At 63.4% G+C, this 21,603-nt stretch carries 19 protein-coding genes; 14 read left to right on the forward strand and 5 right to left on the reverse strand.

All coding sequences use genetic code 11. From position 1 onward, the window contains the following. Window positions 1-299 precede the first annotated feature (299 nt). From B071_RS0104335 to tsaB, 8 genes are all read left to right on the forward strand, one after another. Window positions 300-1,154, forward strand: coding sequence for a flagellin N-terminal helical domain-containing protein (locus B071_RS0104335; RefSeq protein ID WP_018525882.1), 855 nt, complete (start codon window positions 300-302; stop codon window positions 1,152-1,154). A 227-nt stretch (window positions 1,155-1,381) separates the two neighbouring features. Further along, window positions 1,382-2,236: a flagellin N-terminal helical domain-containing protein gene (locus B071_RS0104340; protein ID WP_026244972.1), complete on the forward strand. Its 855-nt coding sequence runs from the start codon at window positions 1,382-1,384 to the stop codon at window positions 2,234-2,236. A 114-nt stretch (window positions 2,237-2,350) separates the two neighbouring features. Further along, the gene (locus B071_RS0104345) at window positions 2,351-2,698 is read left to right on the forward strand and encodes a flagellar protein FlaG (protein WP_438829565.1); all 348 of its coding nucleotides are present in this window, start codon (window positions 2,351-2,353) and stop codon (window positions 2,696-2,698) included. An 87-nt stretch (window positions 2,699-2,785) separates the two neighbouring features. Next, entirely contained in the window at window positions 2,786-4,759 is a 1,974-nt protein-coding gene (gene fliD / locus B071_RS0104350) for a flagellar filament capping protein FliD (protein WP_018525885.1), read from the forward strand. A gap of 109 nt (window positions 4,760-4,868) precedes the next feature. Next, entirely contained in the window at window positions 4,869-5,750 is an 882-nt protein-coding gene (locus B071_RS20575) for a DUF8042 domain-containing protein (protein WP_018525886.1), read from the forward strand. Between the two features lie 13 nt (window positions 5,751-5,763). After that, window positions 5,764-6,027 carry a hypothetical protein gene (locus B071_RS20580; protein WP_018525887.1) on the forward strand — a complete coding sequence of 88 codons (264 nt, stop codon included), beginning with the start codon at window positions 5,764-5,766 and terminating at the stop codon, window positions 6,025-6,027. A 2-nt stretch (window positions 6,028-6,029) separates the two neighbouring features. Then, window positions 6,030-6,488 carry a tRNA (adenosine(37)-N6)-threonylcarbamoyltransferase complex ATPase subunit type 1 TsaE gene (gene tsaE / locus B071_RS15910; protein ID WP_018525888.1) on the forward strand — a complete coding sequence of 153 codons (459 nt, stop codon included), beginning with the start codon at window positions 6,030-6,032 and terminating at the stop codon, window positions 6,486-6,488. Between the two features lie 3 nt (window positions 6,489-6,491). Continuing rightward, a complete protein-coding gene (gene tsaB, locus B071_RS18240) occupies window positions 6,492-7,217 on the forward strand; it encodes a tRNA (adenosine(37)-N6)-threonylcarbamoyltransferase complex dimerization subunit type 1 TsaB (RefSeq protein WP_018525889.1) in 726 nt (241 codons plus the stop codon). Between the two features lie 33 nt (window positions 7,218-7,250). Here the strand turns inward: tsaB and csrA are convergent, their stop codons facing one another. The 5 genes from csrA to flgN form a co-directional block, all read right to left on the reverse strand. Then, window positions 7,251-7,478, reverse strand: coding sequence for a carbon storage regulator CsrA (gene csrA, locus B071_RS0104375; RefSeq protein ID WP_018525890.1), 228 nt, complete (start codon window positions 7,476-7,478; stop codon window positions 7,251-7,253). Window positions 7,479-7,482: 4 nt separating this feature from the next. Continuing rightward, complete coding sequence (fliW, locus tag B071_RS0104380; RefSeq protein ID WP_018525891.1) at window positions 7,483-7,923, reverse strand: flagellar assembly protein FliW; 441 nt, start codon at window positions 7,921-7,923, stop codon at window positions 7,483-7,485. 32 nt (window positions 7,924-7,955) lie between these two features. Further along, window positions 7,956-9,203, reverse strand: a complete 1,248-nt coding sequence (locus B071_RS0104385) for a flagellar hook-associated protein 3 (protein ID WP_026244974.1) — start codon at window positions 9,201-9,203, stop codon at window positions 7,956-7,958. A 10-nt stretch (window positions 9,204-9,213) separates the two neighbouring features. Continuing rightward, window positions 9,214-11,121 (reverse strand): flagellar hook-associated protein FlgK, encoded by a 1,908-nt coding sequence (flgK, locus tag B071_RS0104390; RefSeq protein ID WP_018525893.1) that lies wholly within the window; start codon window positions 11,119-11,121, stop codon window positions 9,214-9,216. Between the two features lie 19 nt (window positions 11,122-11,140). Then, window positions 11,141-11,677 (reverse strand): flagellar export chaperone FlgN, encoded by a 537-nt coding sequence (flgN, locus tag B071_RS0104395; RefSeq protein ID WP_018525894.1) that lies wholly within the window; start codon window positions 11,675-11,677, stop codon window positions 11,141-11,143. A 198-nt stretch (window positions 11,678-11,875) separates the two neighbouring features. On the opposite strand from flgN, the gene fabZ reads away from it, so the two are divergent. From fabZ to B071_RS0104430, 6 genes are all read left to right on the forward strand, one after another. Continuing rightward, a complete protein-coding gene (gene fabZ / locus B071_RS0104400; protein ID WP_018525895.1) occupies window positions 11,876-12,298 on the forward strand; it encodes a 3-hydroxyacyl-ACP dehydratase FabZ in 423 nt (140 codons plus the stop codon). Next, window positions 12,295-14,199 (forward strand): AMP-dependent synthetase/ligase, encoded by a 1,905-nt coding sequence (locus tag B071_RS0104405; protein WP_018525896.1) that lies wholly within the window; start codon window positions 12,295-12,297, stop codon window positions 14,197-14,199. The genes fabZ and B071_RS0104405 overlap by 4 nt, the downstream gene beginning before the upstream one ends. Before the next feature lie 1,885 nt (window positions 14,200-16,084). Continuing rightward, window positions 16,085-16,759 (forward strand): antiterminator LoaP, encoded by a 675-nt coding sequence (loaP, locus tag B071_RS15920; protein WP_018525898.1) that lies wholly within the window; start codon window positions 16,085-16,087, stop codon window positions 16,757-16,759. An 11-nt stretch (window positions 16,760-16,770) separates the two neighbouring features. Further along, a complete protein-coding gene (locus B071_RS0104420) occupies window positions 16,771-18,237 on the forward strand; it encodes a polysaccharide biosynthesis protein (RefSeq protein ID WP_018525899.1) in 1,467 nt (488 codons plus the stop codon). Window positions 18,238-18,403: 166 nt separating this feature from the next. Then, complete coding sequence (locus B071_RS0104425; protein ID WP_018525900.1) at window positions 18,404-19,573, forward strand: DegT/DnrJ/EryC1/StrS family aminotransferase; 1,170 nt, start codon at window positions 18,404-18,406, stop codon at window positions 19,571-19,573. Continuing rightward, window positions 19,570-21,603 (forward strand): xanthine dehydrogenase family protein molybdopterin-binding subunit, encoded by a 2,034-nt coding sequence (locus tag B071_RS0104430; RefSeq protein ID WP_018525901.1) that lies wholly within the window; start codon window positions 19,570-19,572, stop codon window positions 21,601-21,603. Before B071_RS0104425 ends, B071_RS0104430 begins: the two co-directional genes overlap by 4 nt.

Genomic DNA, 21,603 nt, shown 5'->3' on the forward strand with positions numbered 1-21,603 from the left:
TGCGGCCCCCCTTCGGGGTGACTCCCCCGAGAGCCCCCGGAAGAGATCAGAAAATCCGGAAAAAAACCGGGTTCCCCCCTCAAGTTTATCCCCCTCCCCGCCGACATAACGGAACAGGGGAGTCTCTGTCGTTTTTCGCTGGCCCCGAAGAGCCAGGCCTCCCCTAATCTAGATTATCGGCGTCGAAGGAGCGGCCTTGAGCCCGATTGATCAAAAAATCGGTACCGTCGGGAAAAAGGCCGTTCCCCGACGCCCGGGCAAGGAAGCCCGAAAAAACAACGTTCAGGGAGGACGTACANATGATTATCAATCACAACATGAGCGCCATGTTCGCCCAGCGCCGCCAGGGTATCACTACCCAGGACGTGCAGGGGAACATCGAGAAACTGAGCTCGGGACTCCGGATCAATCGCGCCGGCGACGATGCCAGTGGCCTCGCTGTCAGCGAGAAGATGCGGAGCCAGATTCGCGGTCTTAACCAGGCCTCGCGGAACGCCGCCGACGGGATCTCGCTGATCCAGACCACGGAGGGGCACCTGCAGGCATCGCAGGACGTGCTCCAGCGCCTGCGGGAACTGGCTGTTCAGTCCGCCAACGGTATCTACACCGCCGAGGACCGGATGCAGATCCAGGTCGAGGTATCCCAACTGATCGACGAGATCGACCGGGTCGCCTCCCACGCCCAGTTCAACGGCATGAACCTCCTCACGGGACGTTTTGCCAGGGACACGGGAAACAACGTGGTCACCGCCTCGATGTACTTCCAGATCGGCGCGAACATGGACCAGCGCGAACGGGTCTACATCGGTACCATGACCGCCGCAGCCCTGGGCCTGCGTCAGGACCAGGAGATGATGTCCCTCTCCAGCCCCGATTCGGCCAACGCCTCGATCGGCCTTCTGGATACGGCCCTGCGGAACGTCAACAAGCAACGGGCAGATCTGGGAGCGTACCAGAATCGGCTGGAAATGGCTGTCCAGGGTATCGATATCGCTGCGGAGAACCTCCAGGCGGCAGAATCGCGGATACGGGACGTGGATATGGCTTCGGAAGTTGTAGACTTCACCAAAAACCAGATCCTGGCCCAGTCCAGCACGGCCATGCTCGCCCAGGCGAACACCCAGGGACAATCCGTGTTGCAATTGTTGGGGTAGCGTAGTATTTTNTAAGTGGGCCTTTTTCGGGCCGTGATCTTTGAAAAACTGATCCTGCTTGATCGGTGAGCGGGAAGGGGCAGATTGGCTCAAGGATGAGTCAACCTGGCCCCTTCCTCGTGCGAGGAGAACGGTTCGGAGAAAGCGCGCATCTCGACTTCTCCGACCTCCTTCACCGGGAAGGTTCCGGCAATGAATGCCGGCAAACCTGTATCAAGGAGGATCACATGATTATCAATCACAACGCGAGCGCGGCGTTTGCAAGCAGGAACTTGGGTTCCCGGGGAACCGAGATGAACCGCTCCATAGAGCAACTGAGCTCGGGGCAGCGAATCAACCGGGCCGGGGACGATGCCAGCGGGCTGGCGGTGAGCGAAAAGCTCCGCAGCCAGATCCGGGGGCTCAACCAGGCCGAGCGGAATATCCAGAACGCGGTGTCTTTTATTCAGACATCCGAGGGGTACCTTCAGTCATCGCAGGATATTCTTCAGCGCCTTCGGGAGCTCTCGGTGCAGTCTGCCAACGGTATCTACACCGCCGAGGATCGTATGCAGATCCAGGTGGAGGTTTCCCAGCTGGTGGACGAGATCAACCGCATTGCATCGCACGCCCAGTTCAACGGGATGAACATCCTTACGGGGTCGTTCGCCCGGGACAGCGCCACAGGTAGCGTCATGCAGTTCCACATCGGGGCTAACATGGACCAGAGCGAGCAGGTTTTTATCGGAACCATGACCGCTCAAGCCCTGGGGCTGCAGAACGTTCAGGGGGAAGACGGAATCATCAGCATTTCCACCCCCGATGCGGCGAACCAGGCAATTGGTGTAATCGACGCAGCGCTTCGCCAGGTTTCCAGTCAGCGAGCAGACTTGGGAGCCTATCAGAACCGGTTTGAGACGGCCCAGCAGGGTGTTGCCATTGCGGCAGAGAACCTGGCGGCCTCGGAATCGCAGATCCGCGACNTGGATATGGCCAGCGGAGTTGTCGATTTCGTGCGTAACCAGATCCTGACCCAGTCCAACACGGCCATGCTGGCTCAGGCCAACACGCAGTCCCAGTCGGTGCTGCAGCTGCTCGGGTAATCCGTTCAATTTTGGTGAGAGGGATCTGGACGTCTCCTTTCACCCAGCCACAGGGGGGGGTCGCGCGCTCCCCCCTCCTGGCGGGCTGTTTTGTACATGGAGGTACCCATGGCTATGGAAATCACTCCGGTGCTCCACCAGCACCAGGGAACACACAGCTCCGAGCCCCGCATAAGTCCTGCCGAGGCTCAGGAGAGAGCAAAAAAAGTTGCCGCTGAACTTCGGGAACGTCATCCCTCNCCGGAAGAGGTTCGCAAGAGCATCGCCGAATTACGTCGCGTCACGCGCAACTTCAACAAACAGCTGAACTTCTCCTACAACGAGGATCTGGGGCAACTGATCGTCAAGGTGATCGACCGGAACACCGATACAGTAATCAGAGAGTTGCCGCCGGCTGAGCTTCAGCGCGTTCACATCCGGATTCGGGAGGCGATCGGATTACTCTTTGACGAGACGATCTAGCNCCGAAAAGGGAGAATCCGGTCCTGGAGGGGGCGGTNCCAGGNGCAGGCGGCACAGTTCGGTGCTCGGCAGAGCACGGGAGGGGACGTGTCAAACATAACCATTCCAGGCATCTCGAACAGACAGGGCATGGACACCTCCCAGATGGTGGAAGACCTGATGAAGCTCGAGCGGCGCCCCGTGGAGCGCCTGGAGCGGGAGGTNAAGACCTACGAACTTCAGCGCCAGACCTGGAGAGAGCTGGGACGCAACCTCTCCGATCTGCGTGACGCGGCGCGGACCCTCTACGGCTTCGAGAACCCCTTCCGCAACCGCCTGGGCGAGGCCAGCGATCCCTCGGTTCTCTCCGTTACCGCNAGTCGCCAGGCCCGGGAGGGCCGGGAGGAGATCACGATCCTCCAGACGGCGGGGCGCGACCGCTTCGCCTCGGCCTCGATCGACCGGAACTATCGCGTCCCCCCCGGGACCTACCGTTTCTCTCTGGGCGAGACCACCCGGTCCTTCCGTTTTGGCGGNGGATCCCTGGATGACTTTGCCGATCAGGTGAACCGGCGGGTCTCCGATGTGGTGCGGATCAGCATCGTNCCCGAAACCCGCTCGACCCGAATCCTGGTCTTTGAGGGCCAGGGAGAGGGAGCCGAGGCGCGCCTCTCCTTCGGCGAAGCAGCGGAGGAACTGGTCCACGATATCGGACTCTTTGCCCCTCCCCGCTCCGAGGGATCGCTCTTCCTTCTGGAAGGTCAGCCCCTGCGNCTGGAACCGGGTGGCCAGGAGACGATCCGCCTGGAAGAGCGGTTCAGCCTGAAACCGGGAATGGTCCTGCAGTACGATGTCCGCACGGAGGATCTCCCCCGCGAAGAATGGACCCCTCCCCCGACCCCTCCGGGAGCGGAGTTCCCCTCCCCGGGANGCATAACCCTGGAGGGTATTACCATCCGGAACGAATCGGACCGCATCGCCCTGCCCCGGCCGGAACCTCCCGAACCACCCCGGGAAGTGCGGGACAACCGGGCCCTGACAATCATCGGCGACGGAACCGAGAGGGAGCTCCCCCCCCTTCCGGAGGCCCCTCAGTATCAGACGGTGACCATTCCAGCGGAAGATCTCCCCCCGACGGCCCGGGAGTTCCACCTGGCCAACAGAAACACNCATCGGGCTCTNGAGATCAAAAACCTGCGCATCCACGATCCGGACCTCCGCGATGGAGCCGTTGCGGCGAACGCGATCGAGACGGCCCGGGATGCCCGCATCCGCTACAGCGGCGTGGAGATCACCCGTCCTTCCAACGAGATCGACGACCTGATTCCCGGAGTGACCCTCTCGCTCCGCCGCCCCTCGCCGGAACCGGTGGAAATCACCGTCAGCCCCGACAGGGAATCAGCAAAGGACGCGATCATCAACTTCGTGGGATACTACAACCAGGTGATCCGCGATATTAACATCTACACCCGCAGCGATCCCTCGATCATCGACCAGATAGACTACTTTACCCCCGACGAACGGGAGCAGATGCAGGAACGCCTGGGCCTCTTCCAGGGNGACAGCGCCCTTAACCAGCTNCGAACCCGGCTTCAGACGATCATGATGGACGCCTACGGCGGGACCGATGACGCCCTGCGCCTCCTGGCNGAGATCGGCATCTCCTCCAACGCCTCGGGTCGCGGAGGGGTCGACACCTCCCGCATGCGGGGCTATCTGGAGATAAACGAGGCGACCCTGGACCAGGCTCTGGAACNNAACTNCNTTNCNGTGGGGAGGCTCTTTGGCCGCGATACCTCGGGAGACCTCTCGGCCGATACGGGCGTGGCGGTCTCGCTGGAACGGTTTGTTACCCCCTATGTGCGCATNGGNGGCGTAGTGGCGGGCCGGTCGAGCAGCCTGGACACGCGAATATCCCAGGCCGAATCGCGCATAGACCGCTACAACACCCGCCTGGAGGACACGGAGCAACGCCTGCGCCGGGAGTTCGGNCGCATGGANGGGGCCCTGNAACAGCTTGAAGAACAGTCGCGATCTCTGGATAATCTACCCGGTATTGGCGGCAACCAGGGTAACCGGTGATGCCCNGAAACAACCCGTTCCGACGGCGCCGGGATCCGGACAGCGGCAACGATAGCGCGGCCCCGACAATCGCACAAGAGACCCACACCCCATAAGGAGAGCCGGTACCGTGAAGATCTTCATAAACGACGTACCCCTGGAGTTTCAGCTGGAAGAAGAGGAATCACTCGGTTCCGTGGTGGACGAGATAACCCGATGGCTCGCAGCGAACAGCCACAACCTGGACCGCCTCCTGGTGGACGGCTCACCCTGGGATAATGACAGCCCGGCCTGGAGGGAACAACCCGTCGCCTCGGTGGACCGGGTGGATATCTCCGCCAGCAGCCGCCACGAAGAACAGATCACCCGGCTCGAGACCCTCGGTTCCTACGCATCGCTCCTGCGNCGCGTCCTGACGGAGGGCTCCGATGATCAGCTGNGGGCCGTTCTGGAGGAACTCCCNTTCGTGGTGGAGGGGATCGCCCGGATCACCCCCGACCTGGCGGGCCTCCTGGAAGAGCCCCTGGGGGGAATCCCCCAGGACCTTCCCGACGCGGAAACNCGCGCCCGCGCGGCTGCCCGGGCAGGGGAGATGGCAAACCTCTTTGAACACCGCCAGCGGGAGCTCATCGATCCGGAACACGAGATGGGCGGCACCCTGGCGGTGCTGGACGCCCTGTTGCCCCGCTTTGAGGAGATACCCGGAGAGCTCCAGACAGGCCAGGAAAAACAGGCTCTGGACACCATCGCCCGCTTCACCGAGGTTGCGAGCCGCCTCCTGCGGCTCATCCCCCGTATCATCGATACCCATCCGGCCCTGCGGGAGGAACTGATCGAGGGGGAAGCCCTGACGGAGTCCCTGGGAACGATCCAAAACTTTCTGGCGGAACTGGAAAAGGCCTTCCGAAACACCGATTATATACTGGTGGGAGACCTCCTGGAGTACGAGATGCTTCCTCGCTTCTCGGCGATCTCCTCGGCGGTGGCAAAACACATGGACAACACCCGATAATGTTAGGAACGGCATGGAAGTAAAAGAGATCGACAACATCGAACGGATTCCCCTGGCTATTGACTATCGCCGCATGTATCGCGCCCGCGTTACCATCGCAATTGGCGAGACAGCATCATCGCCCTGCCCGGTGGANTTTGCCCTGGAACTCTCTCCCTTTGGATCCCAGCAGGTATCGGTGACCTTTCTGGGTAANACCGACTATCCCCTGATCCCGGCGGTGCGGCTCCTCAAGCAGTACCTGGTCGATCTGGACCGCGCCGGAGGGCTTCCCTGAGAATGAGGGAAACGCACATCAGCCGCTCCGAGGAAGAGACGGCNCTGATAGCACGAAATCTGGCAGCCCGGGTACAACCGGGCATGATCATCACCCTCCAGGGTGACCTGGGGGCGGGCAAGAGCGTCTTTGCCCGCGCCNTGGGGCGTGCNCTGGGGATCGAGGAGCCNATGCCCAGCCCCACCTTCTCCCTGGTTCACGAGTACCAGGGGCGCCTTCCCCTCCTCCACATCGACCTGTACCGTCTCTCGGGGGAGGAGGAGTTCGAAATGCTCGGCCTGGATGAGGTCATGGAGCAGTCGGTGACGCTGGTGGAGTGGCCCGAGCGAGCCCCCTCGCTGGTGAAGGAGGCCGCGCTGCGCGTGACGATCGCCCTGCCCCCCCCGGCCGACCCCTGCCGGGATCGTTCAGTTCCCGACCCGCCCCCCCATGACCAGACACGAACAATCACGGTAGAATAGGCCATGCGAAGGATTGCTCTTGATACGAGAGGCCCCGTCCTGGGGATTGCCGCTGCCCGGGGGGACGAAATTCTGCGGTTTCGGGAACTTCCGCCGGGGTTTCGCCACATAGAAAACCTCACNCCCGCTCTGGAGGAGCTCCTCTGTGAGCTGGAGTGGACCGCCCCGTCCCTGGATGCCCTGGTGGTGGCCGCCGGACCGGGGAGCTTCACCGGGCTCCGGGTGGGAATGGCCGCNGCCAAGGGGCTCTCNCTCGCTTCAGGGGCCCCCCTGGTCTCGGTGGATTCGCTGGAGGCCCTGGCAACCAGCGAGGCCCTGGCGGACCCCTCCTTCCGGGGGCTGGTGGTACCGGTGATAGACGCCCGCAAGGCCCGGCTCTACGGAGCCATCTTTGAGCAACAGGGCCCGGGCGTGCTTCGCCGCGTCCTGGATAACAGCGATCTCCCGGCGCCCGACCTGGCCCGGNCTGTGGCCGCCAGGGANCCCGAAACCTGGAAACTCNCCGGGGCTTTGGCCCCGGAAACCCTNGCGGGGGATCTCTCNCCGGAGCTCCTGGCCCGGCAACGCCCTGCCCGNCACCCCCGGGGNGCANCGGCTCTGCCCGGCCTGGTCCGCTGCGGCGCAGCCCGACTCAGGGAGGGGCTGATCGACGANCCCTACGCCGGACCGGCCTATCTCCGCGCGGGCGATGTGGGNGAAGCAAAGAACTATCCCCGTTTTTCAGGCTGAGTCCCGGCCGAACCGGAGAGCTTCCCCGGACGTTCAGGGGGAAATGAGATCGGAGAGCCCCGAGAGGTCGTCGGGAGCCGAACGGGCCGCCGCTTCGTTTTCTGCCTGGATCGCATCGAAGACCTCCCTGCGGTAGACCTTCACCGACTCGGGGGCGATGATTCCCAGCTTCACCTGATCACCCCGGATCTCCACCACCGATATCTCGATGTCCGAACCGATCATGATCCGTTCTTTCGTCTTGCGGGCAAGAATCAGCACAACTCTACCCCTTTCCCAGGAGCGAGTGCTGAAGCCCCCATCGCGAGTCCAGGGAGATGGCCTGCCGCCCGAGCCGATCCCGGCGATTCACGATGAGGGGCCCCTGGAGGTTGCAGGTCACACGTCGGTCCGCGCCCTCCCGGGCGATGGTGACGATCGAGAAGACCAGAAGGTCCTCGCAATCGGGGCTTCCGATGGCGGCAAGATCCTCGGGATCGATGTCGAGTTCGTAGCCCGACTCCACCAGGTAGGGATTCACCAGGATAAAGGCGAGCCCCGGATCCTCCAGACTCTGGAGCCAGAGAAAGGGTTTGTGAACGGCGTCGAGCAGGGCATACCGCCGGAACCGCTCGAACCCGAAGAGCCCTGCCGGGAAATGGAGAAGCTGTTTTTCCTGGACCGTCACCGTCCCGTAGGGTTTACTCTCGATCGTTACATCGGTCATCGCTATCGAACCTCTCTCACCGGCACGGGAGCCTACCGGAGAAAATCAAGCAGCGTGGGCTGGATCACCCGGGCGGAGACCCCCAGGGCCGCGCGATGGGTCATCTCCAGCATCTTCAGGTCGGTAATCGCCTCGGCAAAATCCACATCGGTGAGACGGGAATCCTGGCCCTTCACATCGAGGATTTCCATGTCGTTGCGCTTGTAGCTACCCTCGAGGCGGGCGTTTACGGCACCGATCCTGCCCAGGGTGCCGAACATCGAGTCCAGGGCACTATCGATCCCCCGCAACCCCCGGGATCCGAGAGCGTCCTGATCCCCGTTCATCATCTGATCCCGAAGCGCGATGAGGGAATCAAAGACCGATCCNCCCGAGACCCGCGCCGAGGGAGCGATGTTCCCCGGGGGTCGATCATCGCCGGAACCGACGAGTCCCAGGTCCTGCAGAACCTGCGACCCCGGCCCGTCCTGGAGCCATATCTGCCGGGGACTGGTTCCNTCGATCACCAGGCTCGAGTGGACGGGGTCAAGGCGCGCCCGGACTCCGGCACCGGCGTCGTTGATCTTCTGGATTACCGAGAAGGCCGTATCACCCTCGCGAAGGGTAATCTCCACGCCGTTCACGGAGAAGGTTCCGTCNTGATCGACCTGGTACTGGCGCGCGTCCAGACGGGACTGAATTTGCTGCGCCTCGGCCCAGAAGACCCGATTTCCCGGAAAATTGCTCTCCAGGAAAACGTTTTCGCTTATCTCGGCCGACTGGGGCGTGATCGTTCCCTGGTAGTGNACCTCGGTGATCATCCGCTGGTTGTCACCGGTGACCATGCCCGTCAGGGCCTGAAAGGGCTGCTGCTTTGTGCGATCCCCCGAGAAGATCATCGTTCCGTCGGAGCCCCGGGCGTTTCCCAACTCCACCATCTCCTGGAGGATCTCGTTNATCTCGGCCCCCATGTGGCGGAGATCTTCCGGTGCGTAGGTGCCGTGGGCGCCCTGAACGGCCAGTTCCCGGGCCCGCTGCAGAAGATCGACCGAGCGCTGGACGTAGCCCTCGGCGATCTGGTTTCTGTCCTTGATGGTGCCGATGTTCTCGCCGAACCGCTCCAGCCGCACCGTGTAGGAGCGATAGCGCGTGGCGTGGGCTGCCGCCAGGGGCGCGTCCCGCAGGTTGGTGATTCGCGATTGCGTGGCAACCTGATTCTGAAGCTGCTGCATTGCCCTGGTCCGTTCCCGCAGGTAAAACTGCATGGAATCATTCGGCAAATTGGTGCTGATCCGTTGCATGGTTCTGCTCCTACGATCCGAGTCGGTTAATGATGGTGTCGAGCATGCGATCCACCGTGGTTATAAACCGCGCCGCCGCCTGATAGCCGTGCTGGAACTTGATCATCTGGGCCAGCTCCTCGTCCAGATTCACCCCGCTGATGGACTGTCTCAGGTCGGTCAGGTCCTTGCGTATTCGCTCGCTGGTCCGCAGGGAGANTTCGGCCCGCTCCCCCTTGAGCCCTACCCGGGCCACGGAATCGGCGAAGTAGTCGTCCAGCGTCTCCTCCCGGCCGATGCCAACGGGGGTGTTCCGTATTTGGGCGATCGCCTGGGCGGCCCGACCGTCACCGATCTCGCCGGGTTCTCCCGCTACGGAGAGGGAGCTGGCGATGCTCAGGGGTTCCCGCTGGATTTCGGGGTTCACCGCGATCCAGCCCGAGGGGTTCTGCAGGGGGGCTACAGAGTAGGAGGGACTCGCTCCCAGGGANTTTTCCCCCCGGAGTCCCAGGACGGCGTCGGCCTGGTTCCAGACGAAGGCTCCGGCAGGGCCACTCTCGCTCAGGAGGCCCGAGTAGCCCGTCAGAAACTGCCCGCTGTCCTCGAGGTGACGCAGGACAAAATCGGGGGTGTCCCGGTCAGCCGCTGCGGTTCCCTTCAGTTCAAGCTGTCCCTGGCGGTTGAGCCGGGCCGTCACCTCGGCGCCGGAATTATTGATCCGGGCGATCACATCTTCCACGGTGTCCCGGGCACGATAGGGAACCTCGACAATTCCCCCGGGGCCGGCGGCTGAGGAGGCCGAGAGACGAAGCGTTCCGGCCAGGCCGATCTGGGACTTCAGATCCAGCGAGTTGGCTCCGCTCACGCGGAAAATGTAGCTGTGATCGAGCTGCCCGTCCTGGTTGATATCAATATTCCCCTGGGCATCCAGAACAGCGGGGTGTTCTACAAAGAAATCCACCCCGCTCCGGCCGTTCACCCCGTAGCCCTCGCGGTGAATCTCNTTCACCAGATCNGCCACNTTAACCACCAGTGTATCCAGGGCCTGAATTTCTTCCCGCAGATCCCCGTCGCGCAGTTCCTGGAGCGCCCCCAGGGACCCTCCCCGAAAACGGATCGCCTCGCCGCTATGGGACCAGACAACCTCGCTGTAGCCGCTGTTCTGCCGGTTCGGTTCCAGGCCAAAGGGTCGGGCGATCCNGCCCTGAACGATGTGGTACCCNGCGGTGTAGACGCTGAATTCGTCGGGGTTTCGTTCGTCCACGGTTATGTCCAGGTGTTCGCTCAGCCGGTCCACCAGGAGATCTCTCCGGTCCAGGAGATCGTTCGGATTATCGCCTGCTGCCCGGACTTTGACAATTTCCCTGTTCAGATCGGAGATATCGGAGATCAGGGTATTGATCTGCTTCACCCCTCCCCGTATCTCCTCCTCTACCATCGTTCTGATCCGGTCCAGATTCTGATACCGGTTGCGAACGCCCTCTACCAGGGCTTCGCCTCGCTGGAGCACGGCTTCGCGGGAGGCTCGTTGATCGGGATAGAGGGAGAGTTCCTGCCACCCGTCCCAGAACCGGTCCATAAGGCTGCGAACCGAGGAGTCGCCCGGTTCGTTATAGACCTGTTCCAGCTGCAGAACGTAGCGCTCGCGCGTGGTCCAGTAGGACTCGTTACCCAGAGCGGTGATGATCCGCCGGTCCAGGAGTTCATCGCGCACCCGTTCCACCCGGGCGATGTCCACGCCCTGACCGATCTGGCCCGGTGTTTCTGCGCGGTTAAGACCGGGTCTGTAGAGGGGGTGAGTAGGCGTAAATTCCACCCGCTGGCGGCTGTAGCCCTCGGTGGAGGCGTTGGTCAGGTTGTGACCCACGGTCTGGAGCGCCCTCTGGTGGGCCATAATGCCCCGTTTGGCCAGCTCCAGCCCGGAAAAGGTAGACTGCATTACTTCCCTCCTCTGTCCCTCACTGGTGGTGGTTCACCATCAGGGCCGTGCCCGCCGCTTCGGGCCCCATGTTCCCCTGGCCGGTACGGGAATAGCCCGGGGCGGCCCATTCGGGGAAGAGTTCTCTCAGGACCTCCCGGTTCGTGGCCATGGAGGAGCGCACGTAGGTGTCCATCGATGCGGTATGACTCTGCAAACGGAGTACCGCCACTTTCAGGGCCCGGTAGGCTTGGCTCACCTCGGCCCGGGTCTCCCGGGGGAGTTCGGCCAGGATCGCCGACAGGGANCGCCTGCATCCCAAGGCCTGGGCCAGATCGTGGAACGCCTGGTCCCGCTCGTTCTCTTTCCCGGCGAGNGCCTCGCCCAGGAGGTTCATCTCCTCCAGAACCGACTCCAGACGCTCCCAGTCTCTCAGGACAACCGCCTGCTGCAGGTGCTGCTGACCGGTGGCGAGGCGGTCCATCAACAGGGCCTGTTCCCGGAGGCATTCCAGCACGCGATCGGTCCGGGTCGAAATGTTTTCCTGATCTGCAGAACTCTTCACCTGTTCCTCCACTCTTCCCTTATCGACGGATCGGGGAGGTTCGTTTAATCCATCTCCCCCATAAGTGCGCCTTCGGGGCAAATCTCTTCCCGGGAATTTCCTTTCCGCGATTGTCTGTTAATTCCAGAGGTGGCATACTGTTGGGGAGTGGTCGCTGCGACGGCCCCCGGGGACGTCGCGCCAGCCCGAACCTAGTCAGAAGGAGCACCCATGAATATTACCGAACTGATCCCCCATAGAGATCCGTTCCTCTTTGTAGACACCCTCGAGGAGGTCTCGGAGAAAGAGACGGTCGGAACCGTTACCTTCGATCCCGAAAGGCCCTTTTTTGCCGGTCACTTTCCCGAGTACCCCGTGGTCCCGGGGGTTGTGCTGGTGGAGAGCATGGCCCAGTGCGGCGGCGCAGGGGTGCGTCAGCTGGGGGTTCTGGGGGAGAAACTCTTTTTTCTTGCCTCGATTCAGAGCGTCAAGTTCCGCCGCCAGGTCCGGCCCGGCGAGACCGTTCGCATGACCGTTACCAACCAGCGGATCAGCCCGCGAATGCTCCGCCAGTCCGGCGTGGCCACCGTGGGGGGCGAGGTGGCCTGTGAGGCCGAGTGGATGTGCCTGGTAGGGGATGCGCCGTCGTCATGAAACCCAACGAAACAATTCCGAAACGCCTGCGCGAGCGGTCGCAGCAACACGCCCAGCGCCCCTTCAGCTGGACAAAGGACAGCGAGAACGTTTTTCATCCCACCTCCTTCGGCGAGATGTGGCGACTGGTCACGGCTCTGGCCTGGGGCTTCCGCGATCTGGGGGTCTCCCGGGGCGACCACGTGGGGATCATCAGCCACAACCGCCGGGAATGGCTCTTTACGGACNTGGCGATCCTCTCCCTGGGGGCTGCCGATGTGCCCCGGGGTTCCGACTCCACGGCCGACGAGGTCGGCTACATTCTGCACCACGCCGACTGCAAGATAGCGGTCGCCGAGGACCCGGCCCAGTGCGAGAAAATTCTCTCCCGCCAGGCCGATCTTCCCCTGCTGAAGACGATCGTTCTCTTTGACGACTACCAGANCCCCGGGGACCGTCCCTCGCCCCCGGGAATCACGATCATCGCCTGGCAGGACGTTCTTGANCGGGGGGAGGCGGCGGGCCCGGAAGGTCGCCAGGAGATCGAGGCCGAGGTCGATGCGGGNGATTCCGATGACCTTGCCACCCTTCTGTACACCTCGGGCACCACGGGNGAACCCAAGGGAGTGATGCTCACCCACCGGTCCTTCCTCTTCCAGATGGACCGGATCGTGGATATTCTTTTCCTGAAGCCCCACGATATTTTTATGACCGTTCTGCCTATCTGGCATTCCTTCGAGCGGGCAATCGAATATATCTGTCTGAACTACGGTGCGAGTCTGGCCTATTCCAAGCCGATCGGAAAGATCATGCTGGCCGATATGGCGCGCCTCCGTCCGGCCTGGATGACCTCGGTTCCCAGGATCTGGGAGGGGATCCGCTCGGCGGTGCTCCGGAATGTGAGTACCCAGAGCCCGCTCCGGCAGGCGATGTTCCATTTCTTTCTGGGGGTGAGCGAGATGCACTCCGGCGCCTACAACGCCGTCCGGGGGCGGTTGCCCCAGTTCCAGCGGCGTTCGCGGATCGTGGACTCCCTGGTCGCCCTGGTTCCNCTGGTCGTTCTTACCCCCTTCTGGTTTCTGGGTGATCTTCTGGTTTTTCGCAAGATCCGCCAGCGCCTGGGGGGCCGCTTTGTGGCCGGTGTCGCCGGAGGGGGGGCGCTGCCACCTCACGTGGATCAGTTTTTCCGGGCCGTGGGGATCACCGTTCTCGAGGGCTACGGCCTTACCGAAACGGGGCCTGTTCTCTCGGTNCGCCTCCAGAAAAACCCCGTCCCCGGGACGGTGGGGCCCCTGCTTCCCGATATCGAGTATCGCGTGATCGACGAGAAGGGCCACGAGGTTGGCCCGGGATCCAAGGGAGAGCTCCATGTGAAGAGTCCCCAGGTGATGCTGGGCTACTACAAGAAACCCGAGCTCACCGCCGAGGTGCTCCAGGATGGCTGGCTGAACACGGGGGACCTGGTGATCTTCACCCATACCGGGGATTTCAGGATTGTGGGGCGCTCCAAGGAGACGATCGTCCTCTTGGGGGGCGAGAACGTGGAGCCCCAGCCAATAGAAGAGGCGATTCTCCAGTCGGAATACATCGATCAGGTGATGGTGGTGGGACAGGACCAGAAGTTTCTGGGGGCACTGGTTGTCCCAAACGAGGANNTGTTGCAACAGCTCGCCCGGGATCTGGGGATCGCCCACGTGGAGCAGGAGGAACTTCTGGAAAACGAGGCGATCCGNGCCTATCTGAGCCAGCAGGTGCAGGAGCGGGTCAACAGCAAGACCGGGTTCAAGAGCTTTGAGCAGGTCTTCCGCATCCATCTNCTGGCCCGGCCTTTTGAGGTGGGCACCGAACTGACCCAGACCCTGAAGATGCGTCGGAACGTGATCACCGAAAAATACCGCAGGCAGATCGCGGCGCTCTTCTAGAAACGGCAGATCGCCTCCAGCCCCGGGGCGTGTTCCCCAGGGCTGGCCAGGTTTTCTATACTGCGTCCCTCGATGGGGAGCGGAACTCGGAGCCCGCCGTCTGGTTGGGCGGGGCTGCGCTGTGAGGTCTAGGGTTGCGCTGTGGTGTGCCGCAGGAAGGCATCGCGGAACCCCTGCCCCCGAACCTGCTGAAGCACCGTTCCCCGCTCATCCACCGAGAGAGGCCCCACAAAAANCCGATAGACCCCCGGGCGCGCGCCGTTATCCTGGAAGGTGACCGCCAGGGGCAGTTCCTCTCCGGGAATNNGGAGNATTCGCACGGCCCGGAGGGCGCTCTCGGCCTCTTTCATGGCAGCCACCTGGACGTAGTGGGCGCCGCTCTGAAGACGATCGACCAGGGGCAGCTCACCGGGAGCCGCTTCAGGCTCTGCTTCGGGAAAGATCTCTGCCTTCGGGAACTCCTGATCCAGGGCCGCCACAAGACCCGGAGGAATCGGATCTTGTTCCGGCTCGGACTCGGGCACGTAGTCGGGGCTCCGGAACTCGGCCGGTTCCAGGGTTATCACCGCGTCGGGCGAAAGGGGAAGCCCTTCCTCCTCCCGGGGCTGAACCAGCTCGGGCAACTCCGGTTCTTCGGGGGGGAGTTCTTCCACGGCGGCGATCTCCGGCACATCCTCGGGGTCAGGTTCCCCGGCATCCTCGGGCTCTGCCACCAGGACGGGGTCTTCGCTCTCCCCAGGGGGCTCTGCCAGGGGCAAGGCGACCGCCACCGCCGGGGAGGGGAGATCGCGGGGAGGTATCAGCAGATCGGGTGTGGCCACCTCTTCCCGGGGCTCGGCGGGGAGCTCCTTGTGGGGGCGCTCCTTCTCGGGAAGGGCCACCATCAGGGGCATGTCATCCCCCAGGGCCCGGTCTATTTCCAGAATTCGCGCTCTCAGCGGATCTTCACCATCCAGGGAATCGGCAACCTCGACCCGAAGGGGTTGGGTCTCCGGGGAAGGTTCCTCCCGGGGAATTTCGGGGAGGGCCAGAACCACGCCCAAGGGAGCCCGTCGGGGAGGACGCCCCGGAATCAGGGGCCTATCCAGCACGGGCGGGTCCGAAACCTCTTCCGGGGGCAGAACAATCTCGGGAAGGACGCTGTATATCTCGGGTCCCGGGGGGGCCCCGGGGGGCGTGCCGGGAATATCCCGGGGAGGAAGGTCCACCTGAGGAGGCTCCTGCGGGGGCTCTTCCCGGGGCTCCGGTGCGGGATCTGCCGTGANGGGATCGTCGGCCCGAGGCTCTTCCGGGGACACCAGGGCGATCTCGGGCCGGGGATCGGGGTCGTCCCTGCGGGGAAGGTCGCCCCGAAGGGCTCTATTGGGGTCGCCCAGCCCGGCCGCCGGGTTGATGTCGGGATCGGGGTGGAAGGGAAGATCCAGGTTGGGGTCCACGGCGGTCAACCCGGGAAGCCTCACGGGCCGGGCCGAGACGGAGGTGCTCTCGCCACGCCGGATTCCCAGAGCCCGGGCGGCATCGTCCGAGAGGAGCATGAAGATTCCCGGCTCGTCCACGCGGGATACCACCACGACCCGCACGGATTCACCCGTTATCTCGTTGGTGACGTCCACCATGGANTTGAGAGGATAGGCGTTGGCCCCTGCAAAGAGTCCTTCCGGCGGAAACTCACCGTATCTTCCGACTACCGCCAGCCCGTCCCGACCACTCTGGGCGACCACGGGCAAGGCCAGTATGGCGGCAGTTATCGAGAGAAAGAAAATCCGTCGCGTACTCATCTCCACATCACCTCTGTAAGGAATCATCGGCACCTGCGGGGAGGGCTTTAGAGACGGGCGACTCCAGTTGCGAATTCCCCCTGGACCGTGCTATTTTCTCAGACACCGTGACATCTGAATTATATTATGCCATCCAGGTACTGACCGGGGAAGAACAACGATTCATCCAGCGCGTAGAAAAGCAGGTTCCCCTGGCCGGCAGGGGAGGTCCGGAGATTCCCCCCTTCCACCTCCGGTGGCCCCGGCGCAAGCTCGTCATTCGCCGCAAGGGAAAGAGGATATCCACAATTCGGCCGATCTTTCCGGGGTATCTCTTTCTCGAGGCTCCCGAGGTGACTCCCNCGCTCTACCATCTTCTGCGCAGGTCCACGGGATTTATCCGGTTTCTTCCGGAAAATCACGCCCTCACCCCCCTGGGAGAGCAGGAACTCCGGCTCGTACGACATCTTCTCTCCTTTGGNGAGGTTCTGAAGGAGTCCACGGTACGTTTCGACGAGAACAGCCGGATCGTCGTGAAGGAGGGGCCGCTCCAGGGGCTGGAGGGGCAGATCGTCAAGGTTGACAGGCGAAAGGGCAGGGCCAAGGTCCAGCTCGATCTCTACGAGACGGCCTTTCTTATCGATCTGGCCTTCCAGGTCATGGAAAAATCCCCCAATCCTCCACCGCATACCTCTGATTTGTCCAGGACCCCCGACCCGGAGCAGGGGCGGTCCTCTTCTACCAGGGAGTCTGCCACGAGGGAGTCTGCCACGAGGGAGCCTGCCACGAGGGAGTCGTTATGAGCACTACCAGAATGAGCACCACCAGAATCTGTGTGATCGGAGCCGGCTTTGCGGGCCAGCAAATTGCCCGGGAGATCGCCCGAAAAGAGATCTTCGGCCGCGTTGTGGCCTTCCTCGACGACGATCCGGAAAAGATCGGCACCTCCATCGCCGGGGTTCCCGTACTGGGTCCCATCGCCCAGGCGGCCCCGCTCATCGAGAAGACCCCCGCCGACGAGGCTCTGATCGCGATTCCCAGCGCCTCCCGGGAGACCCTGCGGGGGCTCTACCAGACCCTCCGGGACGCCCGGTTTCTCCGCATCCGGATACTGCCCACGGTCTCCCAGATCACGGGGGACGAGGCGCACGTGATCCAGACCCGCGAGATCGATCCCCAGGATCTGCTCGGACGAACCCCGGTGAATATCAACCTCCGCGAGGCCCTCTCCTACCTTCGGGGCCGCCGGGTCCTGATCACCGGGGCGGGAGGGAGTATCGGCAGCGAACTGGCGCGACAGCTCCTCTTCGGTGGCGCCGAGCGGCTCTACCTGCTGGGCCACGGTGAGAACAGCATTTACGAGATCGACGCCGAGCTGCGTCTGCTCCAGAGCGAGGGCGTGGGAGAGAGCGCCACCATCGTTCCCGTCATCGGCGAACTCACGGACCAGACCTATCTGAACTTTCTTCTGGGCCGCCTCAAGGCCGATGTGATCTTCCACGCAGCGGCCTACAAACACGTGCCTCTCATGGAGGCCAACCCCGTAGCGGCGATCCAGAACAACGTCTTTGGCACCCGAAATCTCCTGGAGGCGGCCCACCGCAACGGTGTCAGCCGGGTGGTGTTGATCTCCACGGACAAGGCCGTGAACCCCACCTGTGTCTACGGGGCCAGCAAGAGTCTGGCCGAGGAGATCATGCTCTCCGGGAGCGGCCCCTCTTCGTCCCTGGTGGTTCGCTTTGGCAACGTTCTGGCTTCCCGGGGAAGCATCCTGCCCCTCTTCCGGCGACAGATCGAGACGGGCGGGCCCGTGACAATAACCGATCCCCGGGCAACCCGGTTCTTCATGACGATCCCCGAAGCGGTCTCGCTGGTTCTCAAGACGGGAGGGGTTGGCACGCCGGGGGCTCTTCACGTGCTCGACATGGGGGATCCCATAAATATCCGCGATCTGGCAGAGCAGCTCATCCGCTTTTACGGCTACGAACCCGGCAGGGATATCCCGATTCGGGAGATCGGACTACGGCCAGGGGAGAAGCTCGAGGAATCGCTCTTTGCTCCCCACGAGGTTCCCCGGGGGGAACCCCGGGAGCGGATTCACCGGGTTGAGGGACGANTTTCCCTGGTACCGGATCTGGAGGAACTCCTGGCGGCGCTGAAACCGGTGTGCTTCTTTGACCAAAGCCGGCCTTCCGAGTATCGTAACCGCTGGAGGCTTCGCAGTATACTCAGGGAGGTCTTCCCTGAGCTGCGTCAGGCTCCCGAGGAGCCCCAATACTGATCACACCGGTCTGGGGCCAGACAGTGGTCATGCCAGCCCGGGGACAGGCGGTAACCCCGCCAGTTGGTGATCACAGGAGCTGACCGCCACCCGTGTCCGGGCGAGTACGCTGCGATCACACTGCGAGTACACTGAGTGACAAACTGACTACCAAGGAGAAAAACCGGTGCGGGACGTTCCCTTTTCGAGACCCTCGATTGGCCAGGAAGAGATAGACGCGGTCACGCGGGTTCTGCAGAGCGGCTGGCTCACCACGGGGGCGGAGGCGCTGGCCTTTGAGAAGGAGTTCGCCCTCCGGACCGGCGCCCCCCGGGCCCTGGCGGTGAACAGCGCCACGGCGGGGCTGCACCTGGCCCTGGAAGCCTGGGGGGTCTCCCCCGGCACAGTGGTGATCGTCCCGAGCCTTACCTTCACCGCCACCGCCGAGGTGGCTCACTATCTGGGAGCTGCCGTGGCCTTTGCGGACATCGACCCCGAGACCCTGCTCCTGGATCCCCTGAAAACAGACCAGCTGGCCGAAGCCCTCCGGCGCCGGGGGCAACGGGTGAGTGCCATCGTCCCCGTTCATCTGGCCGGTGCCGTCTGCGACATGGACGCCCTGACCGAGGTGGCCCGGAAACACGGAGCTGCCCTGATCGAGGACGCTGCCCACGCCTTTCCCTCCCTCACCCCCCGGGGCTACGCAGGAACCCTGGGGGACGCCGGGGTTTTCTCTTTTTACGCCAACAAGACAATCACCACCGGCGAGGGAGGGATGGTCTGCACCGGCGATGAGGAGCGGGCGACCCGCATGAGCATCATGCGGACCCACGGAATCGACCGGCCCTCCTGGGACCGCTACCGGAACAGCCGGGGCACCTGGTACTANCAGGTGGTCGCGCCGGGGTTCAAGTATAATATGCCCGACACAGCTGCTGCGATCGGCAGGGTTCAGCTCGGCCGGGCCGACGAACTTCACCGGGCCCGCGCCGCCGCAGCGTCCCGGTACTACCCGCTCCTGGAGCCACTGGCCAGGGCAGGAGCACTCACGGTACCTCCCGACGCGCCCGGTCACGCCTGGCATCTCTTTGTGGTGCAGCTTGCTCCCGGTCGCGATCGGGACGCTCTCATAGAAGATCTTGCCCGGGCGGGAATAGGCTCCTCGGTCCACTACATACCGCTCCACCATATGCCCTTCTGGAAAGAGGCAGCCCTCTGCCCCCCCGAGGGTGCCGGTTTCGAACTGCCCTGCACCGAGGCGGTGGCAGGGCGCATTCTCAGTCTGCCCCTCTATCCGGATATCACCGGGGAGGAGCAGCGCCGCGTTTGCGCCGTTCTGGAGGAGGTTCTCCTGTGACAACCCCGCGTCATTACCTTTGCGCCCGCCCGATTATCGCCAACCGGGCGGGTAACCGGATCGTCCCTCCCGAGGGGTTTGCCCGGGAACACCCGGACTGCCTTATCCTGGAGAGCAGCAGCTCCTCTCCCGAAAACAGCTCTCCCCGGGAGTTTCTGCCTCCCCCCTTCGACGCGATCCCGCTCCTGCCCCCGGCGGCTGCGCATCCGGGCCAGATCATCGCCGTTGCGATCGGCCCTTCCTGGAAGTCCGCAGACAGGGCTGCCCGATCGATTCCCCAGAAGCAGGACCGGTCCATCTCCACCGAGAGCCGCCTGGTCTGGAGCAGCGGCGAGCCTGTAGCTGAGACTGTGGCCGAGGCTGTGACCGAAAGGCTCGCCGAAGAAGCACCCCGGGAGACCCACCTGGTTCAGGGCCTCTACGAAACGGGTGAACAACAACACCGTCTTGACGCCCCCCTCTGGGCAGAAGCTCGCACCAAAAAGAACCAGCTCTACCTGCGCATACCCACGCAGTGGCCCGAACACGTTCGACAGTCCCTTGCGCAGGCCCTGAAGATCCCCCTCTCCCGGATCAGCCTCGAGGTCGTGCCTGTTGAGGGGGGCCGGGACGGAGCGCTCTTTTTTCCCAGCCTTCTGGCCTGCCTGGCGGTCCAGGCCCACCGCCTCGCCGGAGCGCCCATCTGCCTCGCCCTGCGCAACGACCAGATCGCTCTCACGGGGGGGCGCAGCCCCTCGAGGATCCGCTATCTGAGCCGCGTGAACAGCACCGGCGAGATCCTGGGAAACGAGATCGACATCCAGCTCGATTGTGGCGCCTATCCGACCCTGACCGATGAGACCCGGAACCGCCTGGACCTGGCGACCCGGGCGCTCTATTCGACCCCCCTTCCGCGCGTGAGCACCCGGGCGATCAGGACCGCCTACCCTCCCCTGGGAGCCTTCGAGGGGGTGGGCACGGCCCAGGCAAGTTTCGCCCGGGAAATGCACTACAACCGTCTGGCCGGGATCGCCCAGGAGGACCCTATCGTCTGGAGGAAAAAACTCTTTCGCCCCGAATGGCCCCTCCTGCAGGAGCTGGCCGAGACCGTGGCGGAACAGTCCGATTTCTACCGACGCTACGCCTCCTGCGAGCTGGTGCGGAAACGACGATCCCAGCTCCACCGGAACAGCTCCTCCCTCAAGGGAATCGGCTGCGCCTTCGGTGAACAGATCAGCGGCATGACCACGGGGCGCGAGCGCGGTGCCGTAGCCCTTCAACTGGAGCAGGACGGATCGGCCCGGATCTTCTGCTCCCTCCCCACCCCAACACCACGGCTGCGCCAGGCCTGGAGGGCCATCGTGGCAAAGGAACTGCAGATTCCCCTGGAAGCGGTTACCCTGGAAACACACCCCGACGAAGAGCAGGACGAATCGGGTCCCAGAATCTTCTCCCGGGGAACCTCGGTCATACCCCGTACCCTCCTGTCGGCCTGCGAAGCGGTACAGAAGCAGCGCTTTCGGGAGCCCCTGCCCATTCTGGTACGTCGAACCATCAAGCCCTCCCGGTCAAAACGCTATCCCGGCGATGCCCTGCGTTCCCTGGGAGGAGCCGCCGTGGAGGCCACCCTCGTGCCGGCCACGATGGAGATCGACGTACGTTCCGTCACCATGGCCGTCTACGGGGGAACGATCCTGGACCGCCAGGCCGCCGAGGCCGAGATCCGCCGGGGCATATACCAGGCCCTGAGCTGGGCCCTGAAGGAGCCCCTGGACCGGGGCTCCCGACAGACCAACAAGGAAGCAGAAATTCTGGGAGATCCCGAGGTCCAGCGACAGTACACACCGGGGTTTCTCGGTGCCCCCCCGCGGATCAAGGTGATCTTTGTACCCGGGGGAAAGAGAGACAGCCCCGTCGGGGTGGGAGAACTGCCCTTTCTCACCGTCCCGGCAGCGCTGGTGAGCGCCCTCTCCCAGGCCAGTGGCCTCTACCTCGACGGCATACCCGCCCGACCCCGGGAAATTCTGCGCATGCTCCAGCAGGAGGAGTAA

It is taken from the genome of Alkalispirochaeta alkalica DSM 8900 (assembly GCF_000373545.1).
Taxonomy (GTDB): domain Bacteria; phylum Spirochaetota; class Spirochaetia; order DSM-27196; family Alkalispirochaetaceae; genus Alkalispirochaeta; species Alkalispirochaeta alkalica.